Source organism: Campylobacter sp. CFSAN093229 (assembly GCF_011068225.1).
GTDB classification, from domain to species: Bacteria; Campylobacterota; Campylobacteria; order Campylobacterales; family Campylobacteraceae; genus Campylobacter_D; species Campylobacter_D jejuni.
In genome coordinates, this window is record NZ_JAAMXB010000004.1 from 1 (window position 1) to 21,151 (window position 21,151).

The 21,151-nt window shown below is 29.7% G+C and carries 22 protein-coding genes; 17 read left to right on the forward strand and 5 right to left on the reverse strand.

What is annotated here, in order from left to right:
- The first annotated feature begins 377 nt into the window (after positions 1–377).
- Complete coding sequence (locus FBE93_RS01300; RefSeq protein ID WP_002934427.1) at positions 378–752, forward strand: thioesterase family protein; 375 nt, start codon at positions 378–380, stop codon at positions 750–752.
- On the opposite strand, the gene FBE93_RS01305 is transcribed toward FBE93_RS01300, so the two are convergent.
- From FBE93_RS01305 to FBE93_RS01310, 3 genes are read right to left on the reverse strand one after another with little or no spacing between them, the layout of a single operon-like run.
- Positions 744–1,934: a hypothetical protein gene (locus FBE93_RS01305; protein ID WP_002865964.1), complete on the reverse strand. Its 1,191-nt coding sequence runs from the start codon at positions 1,932–1,934 to the stop codon at positions 744–746. The genes FBE93_RS01300 and FBE93_RS01305 overlap by 9 nt on opposite strands.
- A complete protein-coding gene (locus tag FBE93_RS08280; protein ID WP_002922565.1) occupies positions 1,931–2,539 on the reverse strand; it encodes a uracil-DNA glycosylase family protein in 609 nt (202 codons plus the stop codon). Before FBE93_RS08280 ends, FBE93_RS01305 begins: the two co-directional genes overlap by 4 nt.
- Positions 2,536–3,015, reverse strand: a complete 480-nt coding sequence (locus FBE93_RS01310; RefSeq protein ID WP_002934426.1) for a GNAT family N-acetyltransferase — start codon at positions 3,013–3,015, stop codon at positions 2,536–2,538. Before FBE93_RS01310 ends, FBE93_RS08280 begins: the two co-directional genes overlap by 4 nt.
- Before the next feature lie 130 nt (positions 3,016–3,145).
- Here FBE93_RS01310 and rpmH point away from each other — a divergent pair, with 130 nt between their 5' ends.
- The 14 genes from rpmH to FBE93_RS01380 all read left to right on the forward strand — a co-directional run bounded on the left by rpmH (position 3,146) and on the right by FBE93_RS01380 (position 17,129).
- A complete protein-coding gene (rpmH, locus tag FBE93_RS01315; RefSeq protein ID WP_002776864.1) occupies positions 3,146–3,280 on the forward strand; it encodes a 50S ribosomal protein L34 in 135 nt (44 codons plus the stop codon).
- Positions 3,277–3,603, forward strand: coding sequence for a ribonuclease P protein component (gene rnpA, locus FBE93_RS01320; RefSeq protein ID WP_002934425.1), 327 nt, complete (start codon positions 3,277–3,279; stop codon positions 3,601–3,603). The genes rpmH and rnpA overlap by 4 nt, the downstream gene beginning before the upstream one ends.
- Positions 3,600–3,941: a membrane protein insertion efficiency factor YidD gene (yidD, locus tag FBE93_RS01325; RefSeq protein WP_002865962.1), complete on the forward strand. Its 342-nt coding sequence runs from the start codon at positions 3,600–3,602 to the stop codon at positions 3,939–3,941. Before rnpA ends, yidD begins: the two co-directional genes overlap by 4 nt.
- Positions 3,938–5,530: a membrane protein insertase YidC gene (gene yidC / locus FBE93_RS01330; protein ID WP_002892955.1), complete on the forward strand. Its 1,593-nt coding sequence runs from the start codon at positions 3,938–3,940 to the stop codon at positions 5,528–5,530. The genes yidD and yidC overlap by 4 nt, the downstream gene beginning before the upstream one ends.
- Positions 5,527–6,345 (forward strand): Jag N-terminal domain-containing protein, encoded by an 819-nt coding sequence (locus tag FBE93_RS01335; RefSeq protein WP_002934424.1) that lies wholly within the window; start codon positions 5,527–5,529, stop codon positions 6,343–6,345. The genes yidC and FBE93_RS01335 overlap by 4 nt, the downstream gene beginning before the upstream one ends.
- Positions 6,338–7,666, forward strand: a complete 1,329-nt coding sequence (mnmE, locus tag FBE93_RS01340) for a tRNA uridine-5-carboxymethylaminomethyl(34) synthesis GTPase MnmE (protein ID WP_165434094.1) — start codon at positions 6,338–6,340, stop codon at positions 7,664–7,666. The genes FBE93_RS01335 and mnmE overlap by 8 nt, the downstream gene beginning before the upstream one ends.
- A 10-nt stretch (positions 7,667–7,676) precedes the next feature.
- Positions 7,677–9,863, forward strand: a complete 2,187-nt coding sequence (gene purL, locus FBE93_RS01345; RefSeq protein WP_002934422.1) for a phosphoribosylformylglycinamidine synthase subunit PurL — start codon at positions 7,677–7,679, stop codon at positions 9,861–9,863.
- The gene (locus tag FBE93_RS01350; RefSeq protein WP_002934420.1) at positions 9,860–10,630 is read left to right on the forward strand and encodes a DnaJ family molecular chaperone; all 771 of its coding nucleotides are present in this window, start codon (positions 9,860–9,862) and stop codon (positions 10,628–10,630) included. The genes purL and FBE93_RS01350 overlap by 4 nt, the downstream gene beginning before the upstream one ends.
- Before the next feature lie 2 nt (positions 10,631–10,632).
- Positions 10,633–12,165: a bifunctional phosphoribosylaminoimidazolecarboxamide formyltransferase/IMP cyclohydrolase gene (gene purH, locus FBE93_RS01355; RefSeq protein WP_002934415.1), complete on the forward strand. Its 1,533-nt coding sequence runs from the start codon at positions 10,633–10,635 to the stop codon at positions 12,163–12,165.
- Between the two features lie 98 nt (positions 12,166–12,263).
- A complete protein-coding gene (locus tag FBE93_RS01360) occupies positions 12,264–13,856 on the forward strand; it encodes a methyl-accepting chemotaxis protein (RefSeq protein ID WP_165434095.1) in 1,593 nt (530 codons plus the stop codon).
- A gap of 9 nt (positions 13,857–13,865) precedes the next feature.
- Positions 13,866–14,300: an META domain-containing protein gene (locus FBE93_RS01365; RefSeq protein WP_002866888.1), complete on the forward strand. Its 435-nt coding sequence runs from the start codon at positions 13,866–13,868 to the stop codon at positions 14,298–14,300.
- Positions 14,301–14,398: 98 nt separating this feature from the next.
- Positions 14,399–15,376 carry an agmatine deiminase family protein gene (locus tag FBE93_RS01370; RefSeq protein ID WP_002934410.1) on the forward strand — a complete coding sequence of 326 codons (978 nt, stop codon included), beginning with the start codon at positions 14,399–14,401 and terminating at the stop codon, positions 15,374–15,376.
- Positions 15,373–16,260, forward strand: coding sequence for a cation diffusion facilitator family transporter (locus FBE93_RS01375; protein ID WP_002853697.1), 888 nt, complete (start codon positions 15,373–15,375; stop codon positions 16,258–16,260). Before FBE93_RS01370 ends, FBE93_RS01375 begins: the two co-directional genes overlap by 4 nt.
- On the forward strand, positions 16,257–17,129 hold the full coding sequence (locus FBE93_RS01380; protein WP_165434096.1) for an N-carbamoylputrescine amidohydrolase: 873 nt from the start codon (positions 16,257–16,259) through the stop codon (positions 17,127–17,129). The genes FBE93_RS01375 and FBE93_RS01380 overlap by 4 nt, the downstream gene beginning before the upstream one ends.
- Before the next feature lie 11 nt (positions 17,130–17,140).
- Here FBE93_RS01380 and FBE93_RS01385 read toward each other — a convergent pair whose 3' ends face one another.
- Positions 17,141–18,487 carry an SH3 domain-containing C40 family peptidase gene (locus tag FBE93_RS01385; RefSeq protein WP_002934408.1) on the reverse strand — a complete coding sequence of 449 codons (1,347 nt, stop codon included), beginning with the start codon at positions 18,485–18,487 and terminating at the stop codon, positions 17,141–17,143.
- 48 nt (positions 18,488–18,535) lie between these two features.
- Here FBE93_RS01385 and pif1 point away from each other — a divergent pair, with 48 nt between their 5' ends.
- Entirely contained in the window at positions 18,536–19,879 is a 1,344-nt protein-coding gene (pif1, locus tag FBE93_RS01390; RefSeq protein ID WP_002934407.1) for an ATP-dependent DNA helicase Pif1, read from the forward strand.
- Between the two features lie 9 nt (positions 19,880–19,888).
- On the forward strand, positions 19,889–20,623 hold the full coding sequence (locus tag FBE93_RS01395) for a hypothetical protein (RefSeq protein WP_002934406.1): 735 nt from the start codon (positions 19,889–19,891) through the stop codon (positions 20,621–20,623).
- Here the strand turns inward: FBE93_RS01395 and lolA are convergent.
- Entirely contained in the window at positions 20,620–21,129 is a 510-nt protein-coding gene (gene lolA, locus FBE93_RS01400) for a LolA-like outer membrane lipoprotein chaperone (RefSeq protein ID WP_002934405.1), read from the reverse strand. The two genes, FBE93_RS01395 and lolA, sit on opposite strands and share 4 nt — an antisense overlap.
- Positions 21,130–21,151: the final 22 nt, after the last annotated feature.

A 21,151-nucleotide genomic window follows, 5' to 3' on the forward strand; every position in this document is an offset into this window, starting at 1 on the left:
AAAGTTTAAAACAAAATTTCTCTATACCCCCCCCCATGAAGTTAAAAAGCTTAATAGCTGGCATAGATGTCCTTGAATATTGATTATTATATTTTAACTATTTAACAATATCTGTAAATATTATTAAAAGTAAGCGTAATTATAATTATAATATTCTTAAATATATATTAATTATAAATAAAATATTTAAATAATATTAATAATAAAAAAGTTATTTTTTAATTTTATTTTTATAATATATATTTAATATTATTAAAAAGCTTTATTAAATTAAGATTGGACGGAATTTTTTAATATAAACTAAAAAGCGATATCAAAGAATTTCCGTTGTATAATCCAATGTTTTTTAAATGTAAAATATTTTTTAAGGTAAAGCGATGAAAATGCGTGTGTATTATGAAGATACTGATGCGGGTGGAGTGGTGTATCATAGTAATTATTTAAAATTTTGCGAGAGAGCAAGAAGTGAAATTTTTTTCAATAAAAAAGTAGATATTTTTGATGCGTCTAAGGGACATTTTTTGCTTGCAAAAGCAAATTGCAATTTCTTAAAACCTGCAAAACTTGGAGATATGATAGAGATTAAAACAAAAATTTTAGAAGTTAAAAATGTTTCTGTGGAAATTTTACAAGAAATTTATAAAGATGAAATTTTGCTTTTTAAAATGGAATTAACTTTAGCTTTTATTAAAAACGAAAAACCAGCTAGAATGGATACGCAGTTAAAAAAGCTCTTTGAAGAATTATTTTAATTCTTCAAAGCTTGCTTGTTTGCCTTGCATAAGACGCACTTTGTAATCAACTTGAGAATTTTTGATTTTCTCATCAAATAAACTTTCGCTTTTTTTATTTAAGAATTCGGTATAAAAGTAATCAACTCCTATACTAGTAGCATAAGCAATCCAGTTATAATCTATACTTTGATTAAAAATTTCATTAAGATAGACTAAGTTATCATCGTGGTTATTGATGGAATTAGCAATGATGAAATTTTCTCTATCTCCTTGTTGTGTTAAACTTAAAAATGTTGGATTATAGTTGATTTGAGTGGATAAAAGCACATAAGGATGAATGTTATAAATTCTTAGTTGAGAACTTGCTAGAGCTGTTTTGATCAATGGAGTGTTAAAAAATATTGAGGCATTATTAACTCCACCTTGTGATCTTAAAAGCCTGCTAAAATCAAGCTTCTCGCCTTCTATAGTATATATTCTAGCATTATTATTTTGAGCAAGAATTCTTGAATTTAGATTGCTTGATAAGGCAGAGCCATCGCTAAATATTGCGATATTAGCATTTGATTTGCTTAAAAGTGTGGCAATTTGAGCATCATAGTCAATACTTCCAAAAATAATATTTTGATTTGAAATTTGTATGTTGTTTTTATGGATAGTTGGTATGAAAATTTTCATATTTCCTGAGTAATTTTTCAACTCATTAGCACCTTTTAGAGTAAATCCAGCTATGGCATACTGATATCCTTGAGCTTGTGCTGCATCAAGTGCGGCTCGGATTTTATCACTATCTTCTGTGCCGGTTAAAAAAACTTTTACTTTGATTTCAGCTCTTTGTCTTAAAAGATAAGCTATGCTTGAATTTATTATAGTATTTGAGTAACTTTTTATAGTTTTTTCTGGGATAATTATCGCAAGTTTAACAGAAGTAATTTTTTGAACATTTTTTTCAAAATCAGTAATGGAATTTAATAATTTTGCATAAACATTAGATAGAAATTGATCGTTTTGATCTGCAAATTCACTTAAAAAACTGAGATACAATCTTGATTCTAAAAGATCAAAAAGACAATTTGTGTTGCATTCTTGAACGCTTAATTTAGGATAAAAATTTTCAACAGGTTTTACATCGACTAATTTTTGCTCTTTTGCATTAAGCAAAAAGCAAGATAAGAAAAATATTAGAAATATTTTTTTCATAAAAATCCTTTAATTTTTTTTAAATCTTGTATGAAATTTTTTTCATAACTTGGATTTTTTTCTATAAAATCTAAATCATAACTTGGCATTATGAAAAAATTTTTATAAGCAAAAACTTCACCTTTTAAAATGTGATAATCTTTAAATCCCAAGCTTTTAAATGTGTATTCTCCTAGACAAAGCAAAAAAGCAGGTTGAATCAGTTTTAGTTCGTTCCAGAAAAATGGTAAGCAAGATTGTAGCGAAAAATCATCAAATTTTCCATTACAAAAACATTTAAATAAATAAGAAAAATAAAAATCTTCATCGCAAAGCCCTAAAATTTGATAAATATAGTGTTTTAATTTTTCACCTTTTTTTGAATTAAGTAAAATTCCACTTTCATTTTCACTCTTTTGCCCAAAAACATCAAGAATTAGTAGTTTGGCATTTTTTATCTTAGGTTCCATAAGACTAAATTTTCTTGTTTTGGAAAATTGGCATAAGGTGCAAGATGAAACAAGTTGTTTTAATTCTTGAAAATTTTGTACTTGTTCAAAGTGGTTTATATGTGTATCAACAAAGTTAAACCCCATAGCTTTTAAATAATAAAGACTTCTTATCATAAATCACACAATTTTTCTAAATTTTCTCCACTTAGACGATAATTTCTCCATTGTTTAAGATGTTTAGCGTTTAAACTTTCATAAAAATTAATACCTAAAATATTATCATTTAAGCAAACCCAGTCGAGTCTTTTTAAATTTTCTTTTTTGCAAATTTCTCCTAAAAATTTAAACACAGCTTTTCCATAACCTTTTTTACGAAAATTTTCTCGTATATAAATATCTTCAAGGTAAATTCCACCGCTGCCCCAAAAAGACGAAAAAGTATAAAAATAAATCATATAGCCTATAGTTTTTTCATTTTCTTTTAACAAAAAAGCACGAGCAAATTTATTTTTTAGTAAAGAATGTTCCAGTTTTTCTTTCGCGCATTGAAGAAAATCTAACATATCTTCGTATTTTGCAAATTCTATGATCATTTCTTGTAAAATATCTAAATCTTCTTGTCTTAAATCAATAATTTTAAATTCTGACATTTTTAACCTTTTAAAAATAATTTCAAAATTTATCAAAAGAATTTAAAAATTACTCTTAATCAAAAGCAATTTATAAGTAAGATTAAGATAAAATACAAGTTTATTTTATAATTTTTTAAGGAAAAATCAAATGAAAAGAACTTATCAGCCACATGGCACTCCAAGAAAACGTACTCATGGTTTTCGTGTTCGTATGAAAACTAAAAATGGTCGCAAGGTGATCAATGCAAGACGCGCTAAAGGTAGAAAAAGACTTGCTGTGTGAAAAATTTTGATAAATTTAGCACAAACGAGGAATTTTCATCTGTATATAAAGTAGGTAAAAAATGGCATTGCGAGGGTGTGATCATTTTTTATCTGAATAGTTATGAAAAAAAAATAGCAGTTGTTGCTAGTAAAAAAGTTGGAAAAGCAGTGATTAGAAATCGTTCAAAACGAATTTTAAGGGCTTTGTTTGCTAAGTTTGAAAGATATCTTCAAGATGGCAAATATATTTTTGTAGCTAAAAATGAAATCACTGAACTTTCTTTTTCTAGGTTAGAAAAAAATCTAAAATGGGGATTGAAAAAACTAGAATGTTTCAAATGATATGCCTAAAAATACTCCGTTTTTATCAGAAATTTTTAAGCCCTTTAAAACCCGCTGCTTGTAGGTATTATCCTAGTTGTTCTGAGTATGCGCTTTGGCAGTTTCAAAAAAAGAATTTTTTTCTAGCTTTTTTTTCTACTTTTTTTAGAATTTTAAGATGTAACCCTTTTTTTAAAGGGGGTTTTGATTATCCTAGAGTTTCTAAAAATTTTTATCCTATGAATTTATGTTTTAAGCCTATATTTTTAGCAAAAAAACAACTTTGTTTTTTATATATACCTTATAAAAATAAAAGTTTTTATCTTATAAAAATCATCTTTAAAAGGACAAATCAGTGAATAATTCAAATAATATTTTTCAGCAAAAGCGTATACTTTTAGCTGTTGTGATTTCTTTTTTATTTTTTGTTGTTTATGATTATTTTTTCATTCCAAAGCAACCTTTAAAAATAGAACAAAACATTACACAACAAAATCAACAAAACACAAGCATAAATAACACTCCTAATATACAAAATACCACCACAAATACTCCAAGTGCAGCTTTAGTTTCGCAAGATAGTGTGATATCTAAGGTTCAAAGCAAGCATTTTGAAGCACAAATTGACTCTTTTGGTAGAATTTCTGCTTTTTATTTGAAAGATAAAAAATACCAAAATGAGAAAGGAGAATTTATAAATCTTGTTAGCAAGGAAAATAGTCCTTATCCTTTAGAAATGCGTTTTAGTGATCCAAGTATTAACTCAGAGGCTTTTAAAATTCCTTATGTTGCTAACTCTAGCAATCTTTTTGTTGATGAAAATGGAAGTCAAGTTTTAAAACTCACTCAAAATCTTTCTGGATTGAAAATCGAAAAAGATATTACTTTTTATCCAAAAGGAAATTATGAGATAGAAGTTAAACTCAGCAAGAATGCAAATTATTTTATAAGTCCAGGATATCGTCCAAATATTGCCGTAGATAGTTATACAGTTCATGGTGCTTTGGTAATGGATAATAAAGAAACCATCGAAACTTATAAAGATGGAGATGTAGAAAAGGATGAAAGTGCTAATAATGTCGTAATGACTTCGGCTTTTGATAGATACTATGCAACTTTCTTTTATAATTTTGATAAACCTTTAAATGTGGCAATCAGCAAGGATGCTAATAAAAACCCTATAGTTTTTGCTTATAGTGATAATGAATTTAAAGCAGGGGGTTATATAGGTTCTAAAGAACATGTGATTTTAAGAAGTATAGATCCACGCCTTGAAGCAGTTGTTGAATATGGTTGGTTTACTTTTATTGCTAAGCCTATGTTTGAGTTTTTGAATTTCTTGCATCAGTATATAGGAAATTGGGGTTGGGCTATCGTTGTGATGACTTTAATTGTGCGTATTATTTTATTCCCACTAACTTATAAGTCTATGATTTCTATGAATAAACTTAAAGATCTTGCTCCTAAAATGAAAGATATTAGAGAGCGTTACAAAGGCGATCCACAAAAAATGAATATGCACATGATGGAGCTTTATAAAAAACATGGTGCAAATCCTATGAGTGGTTGTTTGCCTATACTTTTACAAATTCCTATTTTCTTTGCTATTTATCGCGTTTTGCTTAATGCTATTGAGCTAAAAGCAGCTCCTTGGGCGTTTTGGATACATGATTTATCGGTAATGGATCCTTATTTTATTTTGCCTATTTTAATGGGTGCAACGATGTTTTTACAACAGCTTATTACACCTATGACTATACAAGATCCTATGCAAGCCAAGATTATGAAATTTTTACCAGTGATTTTTACTTTTTTCTTTATCACTTTCCCAGCAGGACTTACGCTTTATTGGTTTGTAAATAACCTTTGTTCTTTGGTTCAACAATGGGTTATCAATAAAATATTTGCTAAAGAACATCACAAAAAACAAGTGGAGCATGAAAAATGAAAATCGAAGCCATTGATCTTCAAAGTGCCTTAACAGAAGCTTCAAGAAGTTTAGAATGTTCTGTTATGGACTTAGAATATGAGATTATTCAGCATCCAAGAAAAGGTTTTTTTGGATTTGGAAGAAAAAAGGCAATTATAGAGGCTAAAGCAAAAAAAAGGATTTTGAAAAAAAATCCTAAAAAAGAATTTACAAGTTCAAAAAATCACAAACCAGAAACACATGAGCCAAAACAAGAAAACAAGATTGAAATAAAAAATGAAAAAAATAAAAGTCAAAAAGAAAAATACACAGTAAAAAGTGATGAAATTTTTGATAGTTTTCATCGAGAAAGCAAAGGAGTGCGTAATACTCAGGATATTTTAGATGAGATTCGTATTCAGCTTGTAAAACTTTTAGAAAGCTCTCAGTTTAAAATAGAGCTTAGTGAACTTAAAATGTATAATGAAGATTGTGTTTTGATTCGATTGGATGGGGAAGATGCTGCTTTGATGATAGGCAAAGAAGCACATCGTTACAAGGCTATTTCTTATCTTTTGCATAATTGGATCAATTTAAAATATAATCTTTTAGTACGCCTTGAGATCGCTCAATTTTTAGAAAATCAAATTCAAGGTATGCAGCTTTATTTACAAAGCGTGATTGAAAAAATTAAAATTCATGGACGCGGACAAACCAAACCTTTAGATGGGGTTTTGATAAAAATCGCTTTAGAGCAGTTAAGAGCTGAATTTCCAGATAAGTATGTAGGAATTAAGCAAAATAATGATCAAAGATTTGTTGTAATAAACGACTTTTTCAAAAAAGATGAGTGATACTATAGCGGCTATTGCCACAGCTCATGGTGTGGGTTCGATTTCTATTGTAAGATTAAGCGGTGAAAGGGCTTTAGAATTTGCCTTAAAGCTTAGCCACAAAACCAAACTCACCCCCCGCCATGCTACTTTTACAAAACTTTTTAATCAAAATAATGAAATTATCGATGAAGCTATAATGATATATTTTAAAGCCCCTTATAGTTTTACAGGGGAAGATATAGTAGAGTTTCAAACTCATGGAGGATTTAGTGTGAGTGAAGTTTTACTCGAAGAACTTGTGAGTTTAGGAGCAAGACTTGCTTTAGCAGGGGAATTTAGCAAAAGAGCGTGTTTAAATGGCAAAATGACTCCTTTAAAAGCTTTAAATATACAAGATCTCATACTTTCAAAATCTGCACTTGCAGTTAAAATTATAGCACGCAACATGCAAGGAAACTTAGGAGAACTTTTAGAAAAAATTCGCACAGATTTGGTTAAAACCTTGGCTTTTGTAGAAACTAGCATTGATTATGCTGATGATGATTTACCTTCTGATTTATTAGAACAAATTTCTACTATGTGTGAAGAAAATTCTAAAATTTTAAAAGAAATTTATACACTTTCTCAAAGCAAAAAAGGACTCATAGAAGGTTTTAAAATCGCTATTGTAGGTAAGCCAAATGTAGGCAAATCTTCGCTTTTAAATGCCTTGCTTTCTTATGAAAGAGCTATTGTTTCAGATATAGCAGGCACCACTCGTGATACTATAGAAGAGAGCTTTAAATTAGGAACGCATTTATTACGCATTATAGATACAGCGGGTATTAGGGAAAGTAAAGATGCTATAGAACAAATCGGCATAGCTTTAAGTAAAAAAAGTTTAGAAGATGCAGATATTATTTTGGCAGTCTTTGATGCTTCAAGAGTGCAAGATAAAGAAGATGAGAAAATTTTTGACTTATTGGCAAATACTGATAAAAAAATCTTTTGGATTTTAAATAAAAGTGATTTAGAAAATGTTTTCAAAAATACTCAAAATAAAAATTTTATCAAGCTTAGTGCTCAAAAAGACATCACTTTGTTAAAAGAAGAATTGCAAAATTATCTTAATTCTTTTGATAGCGAAGGTATTATGGTAAGTTCTTTAGATCTTATTAATGCTTGTAAAATTTCAAGTGAAGCGATTTTTAGAGCTAAAGGGCTTTTAGAGGAAAGTTCTTTAGAACTTTTTGCTTTTGAACTTAATTTAGCTATTAATGAACTTGCAAGATTTACCAAAGATTTTCAAAGAGATGAAATTTTAGACGAAATGTTTGGTAATTTTTGTTTAGGAAAATGAAAGGATAAAAATGGATAAAGAAACCATAAAAGCACATAAAATCAGCGATGAAGAATATGCACAAATTTTAGAAATTTTAGGACGAGAACCAAATCTGTTAGAACTTGGGGTTATTTCTGCGATGTGGAGTGAGCATTGCTCTTATAAATCCAGCAAAAAATATCTTAATGGTTTTCCAACTAAAGCACCTTGGGTGATTCAAGGCCCAGGTGAAAACGCAGGGGTTATTGATATCGGGCAAGGTATGGCAGCAGTTTTTAAAGTAGAAAGTCACAATCATCCTAGCTTTATCGAACCTTTTGCAGGTGCGGCTACAGGAGTAGGGGGAATTTTGCGTGATGTTTTTACTATGGGTGCAAGAGTGGTTGCGGGGCTAAATTCTTTAAAATTTGGCGATATTCATGATGAAAAATGCGGCAAACATCAAAAATACCTTGTTAAAGGTGTGGTAAATGGAATTTCTCATTATGGAAATTGCATGGGTGTGCCAACTATAGGTGGAGAATGTGCTTTTGATGAGTGTTTTAATGGAAATATCTTAGTTAATGCCTTTGCTTTAGGGATTTGTAAAAGTGAAGATATCTTTTATGCTAAGGCTGAAGGTGTAGGAAATCCTGTGATTTATGTGGGTTCAAAAACAGGGCGTGATGGACTTGGTGGAGCGGTTATGGCAAGTGATAGCTTCAATGAAGAAAGCAAATCTTTGCGTCCTACAGTGCAAATTGGCGATCCCTTCAGTGAAAAACTTCTTATGGAGGCTTGTTTAGAGCTTTTTAAAACCGATTATATTGTGGGTATTCAAGATATGGGTGCTGCAGGGCTTACTTCAAGTTCTTTTGAAATGGCAGGAAGAAGTGGCAGTGGCATGAAACTTTACTTAGATAAAACTCCTATGCGTGAAAGCGGTATGACCCCTTATGAGTTAATGCTTAGCGAGTCCCAAGAAAGAATGCTTATTTGTGCGAAAAAAGGCTATGAAGATAAGGTTATAGAAATTTTCAAAAAATGGGATTTAGATGCTGTGGTTATGGGTGAAGTTACCAATACAGGAAAAATGGAGCTTTTTTGGCATGATGAGCTTGTAGGACTTATTCCTATCGAGCCTTTAAGTGAAAAAGCGCCGATTTTAAGCCGTCCTATAAGTGAGCCAAGGTATTTAAGTGAAATTAAAGACTATAAATTTGAGTTAAAATCAAGCGTTCAAGAGCTTTTTATACAAATGCTTCAAAATGAAAATATTAATAATAAAGCTTTTATTTATGATCAATTTGATTCAAGCGTGCAAACCAATACCATAAAAGCTGATGGAAAATTAGGTGCTAGTGCTATTCGTATCAAAGAAAATGGTGCAAGTGTGGCTATGGCTATAGAATGTAATTCACGCTTAAATTATGTAAATCCTAAAATAGGAGCAGCTTTAGCAGTAGCTTCTGCAGGAAGAAAAGTTGCTTGCACAGGAGCTAAGCCTTTGGCAATAAGTGATTGTTTAAATTATGGAAATCCGCAAAATCCTGAAGTGATGTGGCAATTTGCACAAGGTTGCGAAGGTATTAAAGAAGCTTGTAAAGAGTTAAATACCCCAGTAGTAAGCGGCAATGTTTCACTTTATAATGAAACTGAAGGCGTAAGTATTTATCCAAGTCCTACTATAGTAAGCGTAGGGGTTTTAGAAGATGCAAATAAAACCTTAAAAGCTAGTTTTGAAAAAGAAAATTTAAGCGTTTATCTTTTAGGTGAAAGTTTAGGAGAATTTGGCGGATCTATGGTAATGAAAATCCAAGATAAAAAAGTATCAGGAAGTCTTAAAGAGCTTGATTATAAAGCTGAACTTGCACTTTGGGATTTACTTTATAAAGCCAATCAAAATTCTTTACTTGAGTGTGCCAATAGCGTAGGAATAGGGGGTATTGCTATGACTTTGGCAAAAATGTTTGCTATTTCTAGTGTAGGTGCAAATTTAACAAGTGATTTTGATGATGAAAAAATGATTTTTGATGAGAGTGCAAGTCGTGCTATAGTAGGACTTAGCAAAGAAAATGAAGAAGCTTTTTTAAATTTAGCTAAAGAATTTGGAGTAAAAGCTTATAAATTAGGTGTGAGTACAAGCCAAAAACATTTTAAACTTGATAGCATTGAGTTAAGCAAGGCTGAACTTGATAAGCTTTATTTTGAAAGTTTTAAAGAGCAAATCCAATGACTTTAGTTTTAATTATACTCGTTGTTTTGGTGTTTTACTGGTATTATAAAACTTGGGGAAAACAGGATTTTTTAAACTCAGCTACAAAAGGAGCCAAAGGCTTTGCTAAGGGTTTTGCTCGTGGGGTTATGGAAGAAAGAATGGATGAGTTTAAAAGGCGTATGAATTACTATATTATCGCACTTTTGGCAAAAATTGCAAAAAGCGATGGCAGAGTAAGTGAAAATGAAGCTGAAATGATCAAAGATCTTTTAGATGCAAATGCTAAAGATGAAAAAGAAAGAGCTTTTTTAAAAGCAAGTTTTAACGAACATAAAGAAAATTTAAGCGATGCTTTTTATGTGGCAAAAGATTTTTTAAAAGAAGTGCCTTTACCTAAAAATGAGCGTTTTAATGTCTTGCGTGTGCTTGTTTTTATGGCTTTAATCGATGCAGATTTTAATGCTAAAAAGCGTGAAATTTTAGAGCAAATCGCTAAAGCCTTTGATATAGCAAAAAGCGAACTAGACGCTTTTATAGCAAGTCTTTCAAATTTAAAAAGTACTAAAAAAGAATTAAGTCTTGATGAAGCTTTTGCTATTTTAGAACTTCCAAATAATGCGGATTTAAATGCGGTAAAAAAACAATACCGCAATTTAGCAAAAAAATACCATCCTGATATTTTAAACGCAAACAATGTCAATGAAGAAGAGCTTAAAATCGGCGTAGAGAAATTTCAAAAAATCAACGAAGCTTATGAAAAAGTTAAAAAACATTTAGAAAGGTAAAAATGAGAGCATTGCTTAGTGTGAGTGATAAAGAAGGCATAGTAGAATTTGGCAAAGAGCTTGAAAATTTAGGTTTTGAGATTCTTTCAACTGGGGGGACTTTTAAGCTTTTAAAAGAAAATGGAATAAAAGTTATAGAAGTGAGTGATTTTACAAAGAGTCCTGAGCTTTTTGAAGGGCGTGTGAAGACTTTGCACCCTAAGATTCACGGTGGGATTTTGCATAAAAGAAGCGATGAAAATCATATCAAACAAGCAAAAGAAAATGAAATTTTAGGTATTGATCTAGTTTGTGTAAATTTATATCCTTTTAAAAAAACTACCATCATGAGCGATGATTTTGATGAAATTATAGAAAATATCGACATAGGCGGACCTGCGATGATAAGAAGTGCAGCAAAGAACTATAAAGATGTGATGGTACTTTGCGATCCACTTGATTATGAAAAAGTGATTGAGACTTTAAAAAAAGGTCAAAATGATGAGAATTTTCGTTTAAATTTGATGATAAAAGCTTATGAGCATACGGCAAATTATGATGCTTATATTGCAAATTATATGAATGAACGCTTTAACGGAGGTTTTGGAGCGAGTAAATTTATAGTAGGACAAAAAGTATTTGATACAAAATATGGAGAAAATCCACATCAAAAAGGGGCTTTATATGAGTTTGATGCCTTTTTTAGTGCAAATTTTAAAGCTCTTAAAGGCGAAGCAAGTTTTAATAATCTAACCGATATTAATGCAGCTTTAAACTTAGCTAGTAGCTTTGATAAAGCTCCAGCTATTGCTATAGTAAAACATGGAAATCCTTGCGGTTTTGCTATAAAAGAAAATTTAGTACAAAGCTATATACATGCTTTAAAATGCGATAGTGTTAGTGCTTATGGAGGAGTGGTTGCAATCAATGGGACTCTTGATGAGGCTTTAGCAAATAAAATCAATGAAATTTATGTAGAAGTAATCATCGCAGCCAATGTAGATGAAAAAGCTTTAGCCGTGTTTGAAGGTAAAAAACGCATTAAAATTTTCACTCAAGAAAGCCCGTTTTTAATCCGCGGTTTTGATAAATATGATTTTAAACATATTGATGGGGGTTTTGTATATCAAAACAGCGATGAAGTGGGCGAAGATGAGCTTAAAAATGCAAAGCTTATGAGTCAAAGAGAGGCAAGTAAGGAAGAATTAAAAGATCTCGAAATCGCTATGAAAATAGCAGCATTTACTAAATCAAACAATGTTGTTTATGTAAAAAATGGCGCTATGGTGGCTATAGGTATGGGTATGACAAGTAGAATCGATGCAGCAAAGGCAGCGATTGCTAAAGCTAAAGAAATGGGACTTGATTTGCAAGGTTGCGTTTTAGCAAGTGAAGCCTTTTTTCCTTTTAGAGATAGCATAGATGAAGCGAGTAAAGTAGGGGTTAAAGCTATAGTAGAACCAGGCGGAAGCATAAGAGATGATGAAGTGGTAAAGGCGGCTGATGAGTATGGTATGGCGCTTTATTTTACAGGAGTAAGACATTTTTTACATTAAGTTTAATGGAATGTTATGTTTTTTACACATAATTCAATAAAAATTAAATAAATTATGTGTAAAATATTTCCGAAAAATTTTATTTTTAGGAAACTATGATGTTTAAAACTATAGGATTTAAGGTTTCTGCTGCAATTTTTGTGGTGTTGCTTATAAGTTTTATTGTAATGCAAGTGATTTTAAATTTGGACTTTAAAAATACTGCCAATAAAATGAGCAGGGCAAATTTAGATACCGTAAGTACTTCTGTTTTTCAAACAATGAGAATGGCTATGAATTTAGGAGATCCTGAAAAAATTAAAGAAGCCATTGAAGATGCAAAAAGTATAGAGGGTATTAGTGATATTAAAATTTATCCTTCAAAAGATACTATAGATCTTTTTGAGATGAAAGCCCCTCAAATTTCAAATGATAAGCGTATTATAGAACAATTTTCAAATCCTAAAATTCAAGCTTTAGAAGAAAATGTAAATGGTGTTGTGCATTTAAGATTGATACGCCCTTTGATTGCAGATGAAAGTTGTGTTGCTTGTCATGCAAATGCTAATGTAGGGAGTGTGATAGGGGTTATGGATATATCGCATTCTTTAGAAGGTGTTCAAAAAGATATAAGTAAAACCAGTCAATCTTATATTATAATATTTACTATTGCTTTGATTTTTACCCTTTGTGTGGTTCTTTTAATGCTTAAAGTTGTTGTTGGAAAGCCTGTTTTAGAGCTTTTAAATCATGCTAAAGAATTAGCTCAAGGAAGTGGCAATTTAAAAGCTCGTATTTCAGTTAAAGGTCAAGATGAAATTGCTTTAGCTTGTGGATATATCAATCAATTTATCGAAAAAACTCATAAGGCAGTTAGCGGTGCAAGTCATAATTCAAAAAATGTAGAAAAACAAAGCAATCTTTTAAATTCAAATGCTATTTCTTTAAGTGATATCAGTTCACAAAGTCATAAGCAAATAGATCAAAGTTTTAAACTTGGTGCAAATGTTGGCAATGAACTTGGAGAACTTGCTAGTTTGTCAAATAAGGCAAATAGCGCCAATGAAAAATCCTTTTTATTATTAGAACAAATGCTTAAATCTTTGTTTAATGTTGCTAATAAAGTATCAACAGTATCCCAAAATGAAAATGAATTGGCTAAAAAAGTTGAAAACATGGTCAATCAAGCAGGTAATATACAAAAAGCAACCCAAATGATGGATGAGATCGCAGATAAAACCAATTTACTATCCCTAAATGCTGGTATAGAAGCAGCTAGAGCTGGTGCATTTGGACGAGGTTTTTCTGTAATTGCTGAGGATGTTAGGCAGTTGGCTCAGAACAGTGAAGAATTTTTGGGAAATGTAGCTCAAATTACAAAAGAGCTTTTGCAAAGTATTAATGAGGTTAGCGCAGAATTAAAGAAAAATGCTCAAAGTGTACAAGCTTTAAATGATGACACCACTTTATTGGTTGATGATGCTAATGAGGTTAAATTATGTAACGAAGATGCTAGGGCTTTGGTAACTCAATGTACTGAAAAAATAAAAATTTCCCAAGAGAATATACAAAATTTACTTTCTCGTATGCAAGAAAATGTTGAAGTAAGTGAAAAGAATGAAGAAATTTCTAAAATTCTGCTTCAAGTTGCAGATGAGTTAAAAATAGTGTGTCATAATCTCGAAAGCGAACTTAACCAATTTCAAATTTAAAGGAATAAAATGAAAAAAACGCTTCAAATTGCTTTAGCTGCAGCTTTTTTTGCAGGTTGTGCTAGTACTTCTGTTACTTCATCTACCTCTAAAGGTAATAATGAACTTGTGCAAAATCAGCTTTTCAAAATAGAAAAAATTATAGTTAATGGTAAAACTTTTGATCCAAAAAACGCAGAGGAAAGTCCAAATATCAGTTTTGAAAATAATAAATTTTATGGTTATTCAGGATGCAATCGTTTTTTTGGTTCTTACCAAACTAAGGCGGATACTTTACAAATCGAAGGTGATCGCGTAGCTTCAACTCAAATGCTTTGTCACCCAATGGATGTAATGGATTTTGAAAATTCTTTCCTTTCAAATTTCAAAGGAACTTTTAAAATTTCAAATGAAAATGGAAAACTTGTTTTAAGTAATGATGAAATGAAAATCTTTTTTAAATAATACCCTAAAGCCTCGAAATATCGAGGTAATCTTCTTAAATTTGACAAAAGTCTAAAAAATGATACAATTATAATTTTATTATCAAAAAAGGTAGTTAAATGATAAAATCAATTCCTGAATGGAGTGAGCAAGAATACCTCATGCTTTCTTTACCCCATGAAAAAAGCGATTGGAATCCCTATTTAGAGGAAATTTTGCAAAGTTATAAAGAATTTGTAAAAGCAGTGAGTGAATTTCAAAAAGTTTTACTTATAGCTCCTAAACAGAGTGATTTTGAAAATTTTAAAGATATAAAAAATGTAGAGTATTTTAAATGTGATACCAATGATACTTGGATACGCGATTTTGGAGCTATAGATATAGTGGAAAATGGTCGTTTAAAGGCTCTTGATTTTACTTTTAACGCTTGGGGAAATAAATTTCAAAGTGAGCTTGATAATGCTGTAAATTCTAAGCTTTTTAAAGAAAAATTTAAAGAGGAGCTTAAAAAGGTTGATTTTATTTTAGAAGGAGGAAGTATTGATTTTAATGGAGAGGATGTGATGCTTACAAGCTCTCATTGTCTTTTAAATGAAAATAGAAATTCTCATCTAAACAAAACTCAAATTGATACAAAATTAAAAGAAATTTTTGGTTTAAAGCAAATTATTTGGCTAGAAAATGGTTTCATAAAAGGTGATGATACAGATCATCATATCGATACCTTGGCAAGATTTATAGATAAAAATACCATAGCGCATTGTATTTGTGAAGATGAAGAGGATGAGCATTATTTGCCTTTGCAAAAAATGAAAGAAGAGCTTAAAAAAACAGGCTTTGATTTATTAGAACTTCCTATACCTAAGCCTTTATACTATGAAGGAAGAAGATTAGGAGCGACTTATGCGAATTTTGTTTTTATAAATAATGCTTTAATTGTGCCTTTTTATAAGGATAAAAATGATGAAATCATAGCTAAAAGACTTTCTAAAGCTTTACCTAGTCATAAAATTATAGGAGTAGATGCAAGAGTGTTTTTACGACAAAACGGTTCTTTGCATTGTTCTTGTCAAAATCGTTTCAAAGGTTTAAGATGAGTTTGCAAAAAAAAGCAACTCTTGTAGCAAGTTTATGTGCTATTGTTTTAGCCTTGGTTAAATTTATAGTAGGCTTAACAAGTGGTTCTGTTGCGGTGCTTTCAAGTGCGATTGATTCTTTAATGGATTTTGCTATTTCTGCTTTTAATTTTTTAGCTCTTAAAAAAAGCTCACAAAAGGCGAATGAAAATTATAATTTTGGTTTTTCTAAAATTGAAGCTTTAATGGGTTTGTTAGAAGGTGTTTTTATAGTTGGCGTGGGGATTTTTATTTTTTATGAGAGTATTTTAAAAATTTATTATAAAGAAGAAATTAAAGATTTAAATTCAAGCATCTATGTGATGATTTTTGCTTTAATTATGACTTTTTTTCTTGTACTTTTTTTAAATTATGTAGCTAAAAAAACCAAAAGTTTGATTATAGAAAGTGATGCTTTGCATTACAAAACAGATTGCTTAACCAATGCTTGTACTTTAGGGGCTTTGGTTTTGATTTATTTTACAAATTTACATATTATTGATGCTATTTTTGGGATAGTGATCAGTCTTTATACGGCGTTTTCTGCTTTTAAAATCATTAAAAAAGCTTTGGCTTTTTTAATGGATGAGGCTTTACCTAAGGAACAAGTGGATAAAATTTGTACTTTGATTTCTAATAATCCTGAAATAATTTCCTATCATGAATTAAAGACGCGTAAAACTCCAAGTTGTAATTATTTAAGCGTGCATTTGGTTTTTTGCCCTATAATTTCGCTTTTAAATGCGCATAAAATTTCAGATGAAATAGAAGAAGGTGTGCGTAAGATGTTTGAAAATGAAAAATGGGATATACAAATTCATTTAGATCCTTATGATGATGCAGAACAAGAAAGGCAAAGACAATGAAAATCGCTTTAATACAACAAAAATTTCATTCAAATAAAGAACAAACTATAAAAAAAACTTGCGAATTTATAGAAGAAGCCTCTAAACAAGGAGCTGAGCTTGTTTGTTTAGGAGAACTTCATCAAAGTGAGTATTTTTGTCAAAGTGAAAATGTGGATTTTTTTGACTATGCTAATGATTATGAAAAAGATGTGAAATTTTGGGCAAATATAGCTAGAAAAAATCAAATAGTGCTTATTACTTCACTATTCGAAAAACGAAGTGCTGGACTTTATCATAATACTGCAGTGGTTTTTGAAAAAGATGGTTCTATAGCAGGCAAATATCGCAAAATGCACATACCCGATGATCCTTGTTTTTATGAAAAATTTTATTTTACTCCTGGAGATTTGGGTTTTGAACCTATAAATACAAGTTTAGGCAAGCTTGGAGTGCTTATTTGTTGGGATCAGTGGTATCCTGAAGCAGCAAGAATTATGGCTTTAAAAGGAGCTGAGATTCTTATTTATCCCACGGCAATTGGTTGGTTTGATAAAGATAAAGATGAAGAAAAACAAAGACAGCTCAATGCTTGGCTTGGCGTACAAAAAGGACATGCTATAGCTAATGGTTTATATGTAGTAGCTATCAATAGGGTAGGTTTTGAAAAAGATGTAAGCGGGGTAGAAGAGGGCATTAGATTTTGGGGAAATTCTTTTGTTTTTGGCCCTCAAGGTGAAGAACTTTGTCTTTTAGATTCTCAAAACGAATGTTTAAAAATCATAGGAATAGATAAAAAAAGAAGTGAAAATGTGCGTCGCTGGTGGCCTTTTTTGCGAGATAGACGCATAGAATATTTTGCAGATTTAACTAAAAGATTTATTGATTAAATCAATAAATCTTATTTGTTTTGTATATTTTCAAGATAGCTTTTTATTTGCTCTTTTTCTTGTTCGTTTAAATTTATAAAACTTATTTCTTTAAGTCTTGATAAAAGCAAATTATCTTCTAAAATTTCATTTTTTCCTATCTCTAAAGAAGTGATGACGCTAGAACTTATGAGAAGTCTTTGGGTTGCATCTTTTCTTAAGCCCCATATATTATGTATGGCAATATTATTATCTGTAATTTGTCCTGCATAAAGCATAATATGTCCAGGTAAATAAAGTAAACTAAGATAAGCTTTCCCAAAGCGGTTTAAAAAATCTTTTTTTTGAGAATTACTAAGAGTGCTTATATCAAAATGATTAAAAGAATTTTTTTGTGCAGCTGAATTTCTTGGTAGATAAAGTCCAAAAGCTGAAAAGATATCACGAGTTAGTAAAGAACAATCTCTTTCAAAATTATAACCGCCCCAGCCATAAGGCAAATTTAAAACTTGTGAAAGTTGATTTTTTAAATTTTTATCATTGAATTGTAAAGGAAATTTAGATACATCTTTTTTAGAAATTTTATATTTTTTAGAACCTATTTTTCCATAAAAATAGTTTTTATCTTCTTTGTAGTAAGGATAAATAGCGCCAATTCTACTTTCAAAGAAAAATTTACCATCCTCACTATAGATAGGAAATTTTTCTTTTAGTGGTGTGATAAAGTTGAGATTTTCATAGATTTTCGCTCTATCGTTTGAGAAAAATTCCAAATTTTTACTTTCAACAAATCCAAATCCAGCTTCACCTAAAACAAAAGCATAACGTTTATCTTTACTAAAATGTGAAATTAAGACAGGGGTTCCAGCATTTAAAATGCCATCGCTTGCATAGTCAAAAGGAATTCCTTCATTTTCAAAAAAAGGATTTTTTAAGATAGCTCTTTGGGTTGGAAGATTTTTAATGATTGTATTTTGGATAATTAAAGCTTTTTGATTAAGTTTACCGAATTCTTGGATATTTGCGTTATTTATAGCGTTTTTAAACCATGAAAGTGGAATAATTTGTTTATTGAAAAAATAATAAGTATTTTTTGAATTTAAATATAAAGGAAAGGACCAAAAAATATTTTGTCCTTTGTAATTTTTAAACGAATCATGCCAAGGGTTAAAGAAATATTTTTTATATCGTTTTGCATCAAAATTAATATCGTAAGCAAATTGTGGCAAAATGCTTACATTTTGTTCGTATTCAAGTTTTGCATAATGTTGATTTTCATTTTTTTGTTCTAAATTTTCATGATGGAGTGAAGTTAAATTTTTTGTTGAACAAGCTGTTAAAAATAGCACTATAAAAGTAAAATATAAACAAGATTTCATAATCAACCTTTTAGAAAAAATAGTTATAATTAAAGCCAAGGAAATATAATGCTTGATAAACTAGAAAAAATTTTAGCTTATGATAATGTTTTTTTAAGTGGTGGTGCTGGAGTTGGTAAAAGCTTTTTGACAAATGAGCTTATCAAATCTTATAGAAAACAAAAAAAATTAGCCATAGCTCTTGGTTCTAGTGCTCTATCGGCGTTTAATATAGGTGGTGTTACTTTACACAGCTTTTTTTGTTTAGGGTATTGTGATGATATGATGAAATTAAGCGCATTGGATCGCAATCAAAAACAAAAAGAAAAATTAACAAAACTTAAAGAGCTTTTAAAAACGATTGAGCTTATTATTATCGATGAAATTTCCATGGTTAGTGCAAATGTTTTTGAAATGATAGGCTTTAGACTTAAAAATTCTCAATTTAATGGAAAAATTTTAGTTGTAGGAGATTTTTTTCAACTGCCTCCCGTAATTAAAGAAAAAAAAGAAACTTTATTTAATCATTCTTATTATGCTTTTTCTTCATTTTTTTGGCAAGATTTAAATTTTAAGAATATTAAACTTTCTCAACCTAAAAGAACACAAAATATGGAATTTTATAACTATTTATCTTTGATTAGACAAGGTTTTTTAGATGAAAAAATTTTAAGCTTTTTTGAATCTTTGCGAATTGATTATAAAGAATTAGAAAATTTAGAAGATGATTATACTTTACTTTGTGGTATCAATAAAAAAGTAAACAATATCAATCAAGAAAAATTAAGCAAACTTGAGACCCCACTTGTATGCTTTAAGGCTCAGGTTAAAAAAGAAGATAAGAGAATAAAAGATGAAGAACTTGATTCTTGGGTTGGAAGCTTAAATATATTGGAAGAATTAAATATTAAAATAGGTGCTCGTATTATTTTTTGTGTAAATAATTGGGATAAGAATTATTATAATGGTGAGCAAGGCATTATAGAAGATATTCTTTATGAAGAGGAGAAAATTTATATTAGTATTATTAAAAATAATGGGATGAAAATTTTACTTGAACCTTATACTTTTTTCATGGAAGAACTTGAACAATCAGGTAAAGATTTTGTTGTTAATATTCTTGCAAGTGTTACACAGTTTCCTATTAAATTAGCTTATGCTATCACTATACACAAATCACAAGGTATGAGTATTGAAAAATTAGTGTGTGATATTGATCATATTTTTGAAAATGGACAGCTTTATGTCGCTCTTTCTCGCGCTACAAACCCAAATACTTTAAAAATTTATTCTACAAAAAAGATAAATTTTGGATTTTATTTTGCTAATATTTTAAAAATAGATTCTAATGTGATCGAATTTTATAAAAAACATAATTTTTTAGATCTTGAAATACAAGAACAAATCATTTAAAGGCATTAAATGAAAAAAATATTTTTAAGTGTTTTTTTGGCTTTGAGTTTAAATGCTCAAAATCTTGAAATAGATAAAATAAGAACAGATTTGTATTCTAAAAGTGGAGCAAATGTTCTTAAAAAAGTTGAAATTTCTTTGGAATTTGATGGGAATAATTTAAAAGAAAATGAAAATAAGTTAATTGATGCTGTAAATACAGTAATTTCAGGGTTTTTTTATGAAGATATTTTTACAGAAATTGGAAAAAATAATTTTAAAAAAACTTTAGAAAAATTTTTAGATAAGAAGTATAAGATTAAATTAGATGATATATATATCATATCTTTAAGCGGAGTGGAAAAATTTGATTTAGAGGAGTTTAAACGCTTTTTAGAAAGCACTGAGGCTAAAGAGAAAGGTATGGGCAGCGAGGTAAAAAAAGCACTTGAAAACTTAGAAGTTCCTAAAACTCAAGTTCCTGGTGTTGAAAAGATCCCAACTCCTAGTGTTCCAAATTTAGAAGCCAAGCAAGTTGAACAGCTTTTCAAAGATTTAGATGAAGAAAATAAAAATGACAATGGAGAAATCAATATAGATAATTTAAATACACCTAAAATGACTCCAGATATAGAAGAAAAAATTAAAAGAGATTTAATCGCCAATCCTCCACAAATATTCAAAGAAAATAATGCAAGCAAGCCTTATCATTTGCCACAAACAGGCTATGATATAAAGCTTGATGAAAATTCAACGCAAAATTAGCGAATTATATCATAATTTTGCGGAATTTTTACCTTGAAAATATCGGAGTTGATTTTTGGATTTTTAATTTGATTGTTTAGATTGATTATAACATCATTTTCAAATTCATCTTTATAGGATATGCTTTGAATTTGCTCTTGATTGAGTTTAATTGTATAATTTATATTATCATATTTTGCTACAAGTTTATCTTTGTCTATAAGGCTTGCTTTTTTGAAAATTTCATTAAGATTTGGAATACTATCAAGATGAGAGAAAATGACTTGTTCTAGATCGTGCTCTACTATGGTTACTTGATTTTTGTTGATATAAATCTCTTTTTTACTAGGAGTATCATAACTCCAATATGCTTGATCTTTACTCAGTATAAAATGCCCAGAATAAGAAAGTGTAGAGTTTTTGGATTTCACTATTTGGGTAAAATTGCTTGAAAAGGTATTAAAATTAAGATCAAGGGCAAAAAGTTGTCCTATAAAAATAAAAAATATCAAGAATGTTTTTTTCATTTATTTTCCTTAAAAAAATTAT